The organism is Spirosoma sp. 48-14 (assembly GCF_001898575.1).
Classification (GTDB): Bacteria; Bacteroidota; Bacteroidia; order Cytophagales; family Spirosomataceae; genus Spirosoma.
This window is the reverse complement of sequence record NZ_MKUD01000034.1, coordinates 1-6650: the sequence shown is the minus strand read 5'-3', so window position 1 is coordinate 6650 and position 6650 is coordinate 1. Positions and strand designations below refer to the sequence as shown.

Below are 6650 nucleotides of genomic sequence, written 5' to 3'. Positions count from 1 at the left end.
TTCTAAAAAGTTGCTCATGGTTACAAATGACAATTGCGAAGACTATGTACAATTCGACAATCAAGTAGAATTGTTGATAATCAACTAGTTATCCAACTTTTGTATCTACTTTACCAGATTGTCGTTTGCGGTTTCTTACCAAATTGGCAATAATTTCACGCACCTTGTCAGACATATCAATTTCGTCTTCATCGCACATTGCCTTAAAATCATCTTTCAGCCTCGTGCTGAGCCGTACGTGTAAGTGACTGGTTTCCTTAGCCATTGCGTTAGTTTTTAGGAAGAATAAACTTAGCAAAAAAAGTGTTAATAGTAGCAACATTTTTTACTAAAATATTTGTGTTGCTAATGCTAACACGTTATATTTACACTGCTTGAACGGACGTTTAAGTAGTGTAAAATAAGCCTAAAATGGACCATAAACAGGTGTCTATTATTTGTGATACTAACATCTGGTATCGTTTGTCAGATGGAAGGATAGATCATCAGGAGATAGCTGGAAAGCACTTGATTGGCACATATATTAATGGTTATGAATTTTGTACAAGCCCAAACGGACTGAAAGACTATACGCAATTGCGGGCAGCTGTTATGGCCTTTGACCAATATACTACTGAGCTTTACTGCGAACCGCCGATTGAGTACATGAAATTAGTGTCAGGTCACCAGGCAAGCCAATCAAATTGGGAGCAAATTTCCAGGTTGATCAAGTCGGTTCAAAGGGTGGTGAAACCTCCTGAATCTCATGAGGAGGCTGCTCGTAAAGCCTATCAAGAATATTATGATCAAACCGAAAGGGACAATAAGGCTTTTTTGGACATGATTGATGAACACCGCAAGCAGATTGAATTCAGAGGGCTTCATAAAAAGCAAATGAGTAGAGCCGAGGTACGATATCAGCATAAGGAGATAACTAAACAAGTGATAACGAATACGGTAGCCGGTTTGCCACTTAATTGGAGCGCTCTGGAATTGTACCTTTCAACTTTCGATGAATGGATTAGGCAACTGTCTATGCAAAGTAGTCTCAAAATAAAGCCCAATGACTGGAACGATTTATTGAATTTGTCTTATGTAAGACCTGGTTTTCTTTACTGGACAGAAGACCATAAAAAAACTTGGGAATTCATTCATAGTTGTGGTTGTGGTCATTACCTCTACAAACATTTATAAGCTAATGGCAAAGAAAAACTCTTCCTCACAGGTTGCTAATGGCCAAACCAAGTACGTAGCTTACTACCGGGTATCGACCCGGGCTCAGGGTGAATCCGGTTTAGGCCTGGAGGCTCAGCGGTCGGCTGTGGCTGGCTTCGTAAAGGGTGCCATCATTGCCGAATACACCGAAGTAGAATCAGGTAAGAATAACCAAAGGGTTCAACTAGCCGCTGCCATTGATCGGGCCAAGCGGGAAGGGGCCGTATTGGTTATTGCCAAACTCGACCGGCTAAGCCGAAATGCTTCGTTCATCTTTACGCTCCGTGACTCAGGTGTAAACTTTCAGTGTGTCGATATGCCCGATGCCAATACCCTGACCATTGGCATCTTTGCTACACTGGCCCAGCACGAACGCGAACTAATCAGTTCGCGGACCCGCTCGGCTCTTCAGGCTAAGATTGCCCAGGGTGCTCAGCTAGGCAAACCCGAAAACCTCACGCCCGAAGCCCAGGCCAAAGGCACAGCAGCCAATGTTCGACGGGCTGCGTTGAACGAGAACAACCGAAGAGCTACCTCGATGGCCATAATGATGCTTAAAGCGGGTAAGAACTTTTCCCAGATTGCTTATGAGCTTAATCAGGCGGGATTTCGAACCTCCCAGGGCTGCGAGTTTCAGGCCACTCAGGTAATGCGGCTGATTCAGCGAACCCAGAAGGAAGCCACGGTGTAGCGGTGCGTGAATGTGGGTACCCATAGTAATTTCGGCTTGATAGAAAGAATAAAAAATTACACGTTGCTTAACGATATACAGGAGAAACTTTATGAATAGGAAAGACCTGCCAGAAACAGAAGAATTCCCTTCGTTTTCAATCCCGGAGACTATGGGGGTTTTGAATGAATTCGAAAAGAAGCATGCTCCTCATAAAGCGTACTATGCCGGCAACCTGGATTTACTACGAAGTGGGGGGCGTGTGTCTGTCGTTGGAAGCAGAAACCCAACACCCAATGGTGTAAGGAGAGCCATGATTGTGTCAAGGCGTTTAGTTGAAAAAGGGATTACGATTGTGAGTGGTCTTGCCGAAGGCATTGATACCATTGCGCATCAGACTGCCTTAAACTATAATGGTAAAACCATAGCTGTTTTAGGAACCCCTTTGAATAAACCCTATCCTAAATCCAATCAGGATCTTTTTGAGCGACTGGCCAATGAGCAGTTGGTTATCTCTCAGTTTCCATCCTATAGCCCTTTTCAGCCAAAAAACTTTCCGATTCGCAACCGGACCATGGCCCTTATTAGTCACGCAACGATTGTCATTGAAGCCTCTGAAAAAAGTGGAACGGTTCATCAGGGATGGGAAGCGCTTAGACTGGGAAGACAATTGTATTTACTGGAAAACCTGGTTAAGGAAAGAAAGCTATCATGGGCGGAGGAAATGATGAAGTATGGCGCTCAGTTGCTTTCTCAAGACAACTTCGAGGATTTATTTTATTCCATACCATCTGGCTTAGTTGATGAAGAATGCTTCTCTGATTTCCCCGCTTAAGTATGCGACCGTAGCGAATTATTCCCCAAGAGGAAGTTCTGAACTTTCTGTCCAATCGAGGGATACCTGTTACCGGTTTAAAAATGGAAATGCAGACACGCTCCAGCAATTCGCCAACTACCTACGCCGGCAAGTTGCAACATCCGCTATTTTCAACGACTTTTTTGGACCCGACGTTGTATTAGTTCCAACACCTAGCAGTTCGCTTCTGGTAGCCGGTGGGCTATGGCCTGCCCGGTTGATCGCTGACGAACTGATTCGGGTTGGCCTAGCCGGGGTAGTTACCCCTTACTTGCAGAGATCCTACGCCATAAACAAATCTTCCAACGCCCCACAGGGTAGTAGACCAACCGTTGAGGATCAGTACAAAAGCCTGGTCGTCAACAAACCCGATGTGATCCCGCCCAAACGGATAACCATCATCGATGACGTTTTAACCAAAGGAAGAACATCGTTTGCCTGTGCACTTCGGCTTTCGGAAGCTTTCCCTACGTCCCAAATCCGACTCTTTGCCCCCATACGAACCCAGGGTCTTGCGCCTGAGATTACGCAGCGCATTGAACCCGCTACTGGCAATATCACATTCGACGGATACGCTGATGTCAACCGGCATCCTTAACCGAGCCGGATCTTATATGTAACTAGCGATGCCGAACCTTTTGCATTATTCTGGTGGGTGGCCATCTAAAAATAAAGCCATCTGCCAGAATAACTTAGGATTGACCTATTGGTAGGGAGTTTTACTACCAGTAGGGCCCGGCGTTAGGAATCCTAACGCCGTCATAGATCAAAATCAGTTTTGCCATTGGCTTTTGTTTTATAGGATTGTCTGACACCTCCGATTTCAAATCAGGCCTGTTGCTGGCATTGCATTTTACAGCAGGTAGGAAAACATAAAGTAAAAGTTGAAAAGGGGAGAAAAATCCAAGACCTGAATGACCTGATCAGATCCCATTACCTCTCTGGTTTACCCTTGCTGCAACAAGGCCGATCAACTATAGCAAGATGTGTTTTTGTCCGACAAAAACGTTCCTGGCGCTGATTTGGCTTCGTCTCCGTAGTCGACCAAAGAAAGGCAGAGCTCCTTGTTTTTGTACAATCAGGCACCTGTAAAGGGTCACGTTTCAGACGCGACCCTTTGATATTGGGCCCAACGGGCTACTAGGATGAGATTGCTATCCTGCACACTTGGCATATACTTAGAAGCTGTCCCATAGTTGGGACGTGGGACAGTAACGAATCCCGATTGTCCCACGTCCCAACTATGGGACAGTGTGGTTTTACAAACAAGGCTAGTCATACACGTCAACGTTGCTATTGGTGATCAAGTCGAATGCTGCATACGAGAATGCCTTCTTCAATATCCCATTGATATTATGGTAGCAATGGCCCCGGTACTTGACGATCCCCAGCCGCTGGCACTGACTTTTGAGATACTCCTGCATAAAGAAATGCTGGTTTTCGATATCTTCGCTCCAGATGATATGAGGAGAGGTAATATTGATTTCGCCCTTGCTGCCATCGACGTACCATAACTCAAAGTGCATCACCTGCATATACCCCGTTCGTCCGAACTGATCCCAGTCGACGGTTTGCTGTTTCCGCTTTTCGCGTTTTGACAGCCTGGTTGTGGTTAAGGCTTTGTTCATTATTCCCAGTCAGTGCTAACAGACATTACTTTCCAGATATGAACCACATCGAACATGGAAATCTGCCAATCCGGTCTTAGTCTCCCACGTTTAGGGTCGTGACGCTCCAGAAACAGAGTATTTCCTTGTATTGAATCAAACCAGCCGACTCTGGACTGCCTGGGCGTGCGGTAGTTTTTCCGAAACGTGACGACGATTAGATCGTGAGGCTTTAGACTGGCAATGAACTTGATTGACTGACAAATCATCTCGTCGTTTTTTCGAAAGTAGGGCTCCATTGAATCATCTGTCACATTAAACAAGATGTACCCAAAGGCTTTGCTGTCAGGAGCCTCGTCAGGCAAAGGGTAACGCGGAAACTCATACAAATGGGCAATATGATTCATCGATGCCTGCCCTCGCAGTATCCAGTTGAGTGTCGAGTTGCAATCCTCATTTGAGTGTCTAATGAATATTTCCTTTAAATAGGACTCATATTCTCGCAATCTCTTTAGGGCTTCATCTTTCTCACTGCTGTTTAAGTGGTTTCTTCTACTCACATAATGGTAGGCATTGGAAGCCCATTCGCGAAAGGAGACCAGGGTATCGGTAAAAAGGTGTTCGTTAGTCACGGCTCACCTCCTTTTTCGGCTGGGCATTACCGATCCGGCGTAGATCGACGCCTAGATGGGTAGCTATTAGATTGATGTACGTATTGCATACCTTTATCTGCTCCAACGTACAGGCTAATTCTCCCGTAGCAAACGACCGAATAATATCTGCCTGGGATAAACCCTGTGAAGCAACCCAGCTCTTTTTCTGCTCATCCAACTCCCCATACAGCTTTTGCTGGTAGTCCATAAGCGCCTGTAAAATCACCTCCGCATCCGAGGGATTGGAAGCAATATCCTTTCGCCTGGAATCAGTATTGATTTCAAGCTCCATGGCCCAGAAAATAGAGGAGGTATCCACGTTATTAGCCGCTGTTGAAGAGGGTTTATTGTTGACCATACAATACCCCCTCCCGATGGGCTTCTTCTACCAGGTAGTCAGTATTATCAGCGTACTGTTTCAGTTTAGATAAAAAGGAAGCCAGTTCCAGGGCAATCCATAGTTTGGCTTCATTGCCCTTGCTGGCCAGTGTTGTATGTGGCGTAGAAAGGCACTCGAACAGAAGTTCATTAATAGCCTCAATGGGCGTTACTCCCTTGCCCCTTAGAAGGAAGTCGTCGACTAGCTCCAGCAACCGAGTTTGAGCCTCATAGACTGATTTGTTTACCTGTATCTGCTCAGGTCCTACAGTGGTTAGTTTAGGAGCTTCTGAATCGGTTGAGTTTAAGGTAGGATACTCATCAGCGATGATCGGATTGATGGGGGAAAATTCAAGCCTAACCGGGTTAGTGTTGGCTCGTTCTGGTTGAAAGTCCTGTTTCTGAGGATAGTTACCCAGATGACCTTGCCGATCATCAGGCAATGAAGGGGATTGAGGGCCATTATGGGCCGCTGATGGATTTGGAAGGTGTGTTTTCGGTAGGGTTGTTGCAGAATTCCCCCTACCCACGTAGTTTTGCTCCGTGAACATAGACTTAATTGGTTTAACGGTTCACATGGCCCCAACGCTCAAATCTTCTCACGGACGCAGCGTTGGGGTTTCCCATGTCTAACGAGTGTACTTCACTCGGTTTCTTTCACAATAGTAATTAAATGGGACTAAATAATCCCATAATTGAATAAAAAAATATTACACAAAATTTATTTCGAGTTTTTTCCCTATAGCTTTTGCAACTCGCTCCAAAGTGCTTACAGCTGGAGCTGATTTCCGGTTTTCTAGCTTAGTAATTGCTGAAACAGATACACCTATTCGTTCGCCTAACTCTTTTTGAGTTAAGCCAGCTTTGATTCGCGCTTCTTTGATCATTTGTCCTGTATGTTGTGTTTGGTCCGACACTTCGCAGTATGAATAAGCTGCGTAAAGATATTCTTTAGACTCTAAAAGCCAAATGAAGGCACATTGAAGTATTTACCGAAGGGTTTTAGTTGAAGACGTAGAATTTAAAGTCCTTTGTTAATAAATACTTGGTTGTATCCGTTTCGACCTGCTGGCCAGTGGTTGATTTGACTACGGCATTGGCCAGGTAGTAATTCTTACTGTTGTCTGTACGCTGCTTAATTCTGACTGCAATCGTAGAATCCAGCCGTTTGTATTTGGCCAAGGAGTCTCGATTCTGCTGGCTGAATCTAAGTAACATTTTAGACGTTTCAATTCGGCCCTCTGCTAATTTCTGGCTTACTCTTGCGGCACGAATGGAGGCAACATACTCCT

At 45.1% G+C, this 6650-nt stretch carries 11 protein-coding genes; 4 read left to right on the top strand and 7 right to left on the bottom strand.

The window, feature by feature from the left end; all coding sequences use genetic code 11:
• Positions 1 to 88 precede the first annotated feature (88 nt).
• The gene (locus BGO59_RS18380) at positions 89 to 265 is read right to left on the bottom strand and encodes a hypothetical protein (RefSeq protein WP_293685420.1); all 177 of its coding nucleotides are present in this window, start codon (positions 263 to 265) and stop codon (positions 89 to 91) included.
• Between the two features lie 146 nt (positions 266 to 411).
• On the opposite strand from BGO59_RS18380, the gene BGO59_RS18375 reads away from it, so the two are divergent.
• The 4 genes from BGO59_RS18375 to BGO59_RS18360 all read left to right on the top strand — a co-directional run bounded on the left by BGO59_RS18375 (position 412) and on the right by BGO59_RS18360 (position 3318).
• Positions 412 to 1173, top strand: coding sequence for a hypothetical protein (locus tag BGO59_RS18375; protein WP_293685418.1), 762 nt, complete (start codon positions 412 to 414; stop codon positions 1171 to 1173).
• A 4-nt stretch (positions 1174 to 1177) separates the two neighbouring features.
• Complete coding sequence (locus BGO59_RS18370; protein WP_293685416.1) at positions 1178 to 1885, top strand: recombinase family protein; 708 nt, start codon at positions 1178 to 1180, stop codon at positions 1883 to 1885.
• Between the two features lie 91 nt (positions 1886 to 1976).
• Positions 1977 to 2699 carry a DNA-processing protein DprA gene (locus BGO59_RS18365; protein WP_293685414.1) on the top strand — a complete coding sequence of 241 codons (723 nt, stop codon included), beginning with the start codon at positions 1977 to 1979 and terminating at the stop codon, positions 2697 to 2699.
• The gene (locus BGO59_RS18360) at positions 2668 to 3318 is read left to right on the top strand and encodes a phosphoribosyltransferase (RefSeq protein WP_293685412.1); all 651 of its coding nucleotides are present in this window, start codon (positions 2668 to 2670) and stop codon (positions 3316 to 3318) included. The genes BGO59_RS18365 and BGO59_RS18360 overlap by 32 nt, the downstream gene beginning before the upstream one ends.
• Positions 3319 to 3991: 673 nt before the next feature.
• Here BGO59_RS18360 and BGO59_RS18355 read toward each other — a convergent pair.
• The 6 genes from BGO59_RS18355 to BGO59_RS18330 form a co-directional block, all read right to left on the bottom strand.
• Positions 3992 to 4348 (bottom strand): hypothetical protein, encoded by a 357-nt coding sequence (locus BGO59_RS18355; RefSeq protein ID WP_293685410.1) that lies wholly within the window; start codon positions 4346 to 4348, stop codon positions 3992 to 3994.
• Positions 4348 to 4734: a hypothetical protein gene (locus BGO59_RS18350; protein ID WP_293685408.1), complete on the bottom strand. Its 387-nt coding sequence runs from the start codon at positions 4732 to 4734 to the stop codon at positions 4348 to 4350. The genes BGO59_RS18355 and BGO59_RS18350 overlap by 1 nt, the downstream gene beginning before the upstream one ends.
• A gap of 217 nt (positions 4735 to 4951) precedes the next feature.
• Positions 4952 to 5338: a hypothetical protein gene (locus tag BGO59_RS18345; RefSeq protein WP_293685407.1), complete on the bottom strand. Its 387-nt coding sequence runs from the start codon at positions 5336 to 5338 to the stop codon at positions 4952 to 4954.
• Positions 5325 to 5909 (bottom strand): hypothetical protein, encoded by a 585-nt coding sequence (locus tag BGO59_RS18340; RefSeq protein WP_293685405.1) that lies wholly within the window; start codon positions 5907 to 5909, stop codon positions 5325 to 5327. Before BGO59_RS18340 ends, BGO59_RS18345 begins: the two co-directional genes overlap by 14 nt.
• Before the next feature lie 159 nt (positions 5910 to 6068).
• Positions 6069 to 6245: a helix-turn-helix transcriptional regulator gene (locus tag BGO59_RS18335; protein WP_293685403.1), complete on the bottom strand. Its 177-nt coding sequence runs from the start codon at positions 6243 to 6245 to the stop codon at positions 6069 to 6071.
• Positions 6246 to 6360: 115 nt separating this feature from the next.
• Positions 6361 to 6650 (bottom strand): hypothetical protein (locus BGO59_RS18330; protein WP_293685401.1); only part of this gene is annotated, 290 nt, incomplete at its 5' end.

What these genes read in the sequence shown, in the direction of transcription:
- BGO59_RS18380 (WP_293685420.1), bottom strand. Translation starts at nt 265, where the DNA reads ATGGCTAAGGAAACCAGTCACTTACACGTACGGCTCAGCACGAGGCTG.
- BGO59_RS18375 (WP_293685418.1), top strand. Translation starts at nt 412, where the DNA reads ATGGACCATAAACAGGTGTCTATTATTTGTGATACTAACATCTGGTAT.
- BGO59_RS18370 (WP_293685416.1), top strand. Translation starts at nt 1,178, where the DNA reads ATGGCAAAGAAAAACTCTTCCTCACAGGTTGCTAATGGCCAAACCAAG.
- BGO59_RS18365 (WP_293685414.1), top strand. Translation starts at nt 1,977, where the DNA reads ATGAATAGGAAAGACCTGCCAGAAACAGAAGAATTCCCTTCGTTTTCA.
- BGO59_RS18360 (WP_293685412.1), top strand. Translation starts at nt 2,668, where the DNA reads ATGAAGAATGCTTCTCTGATTTCCCCGCTTAAGTATGCGACCGTAGCG.
- BGO59_RS18355 (WP_293685410.1), bottom strand. Translation starts at nt 4,348, where the DNA reads ATGAACAAAGCCTTAACCACAACCAGGCTGTCAAAACGCGAAAAGCGG.
- BGO59_RS18350 (WP_293685408.1), bottom strand. Translation starts at nt 4,734, where the DNA reads ATGAATCATATTGCCCATTTGTATGAGTTTCCGCGTTACCCTTTGCCT.
- BGO59_RS18345 (WP_293685407.1), bottom strand. Translation starts at nt 5,338, where the DNA reads ATGGTCAACAATAAACCCTCTTCAACAGCGGCTAATAACGTGGATACC.
- BGO59_RS18340 (WP_293685405.1), bottom strand. Translation starts at nt 5,909, where the DNA reads ATGTTCACGGAGCAAAACTACGTGGGTAGGGGGAATTCTGCAACAACC.
- BGO59_RS18335 (WP_293685403.1), bottom strand. Translation starts at nt 6,245, where the DNA reads ATGATCAAAGAAGCGCGAATCAAAGCTGGCTTAACTCAAAAAGAGTTA.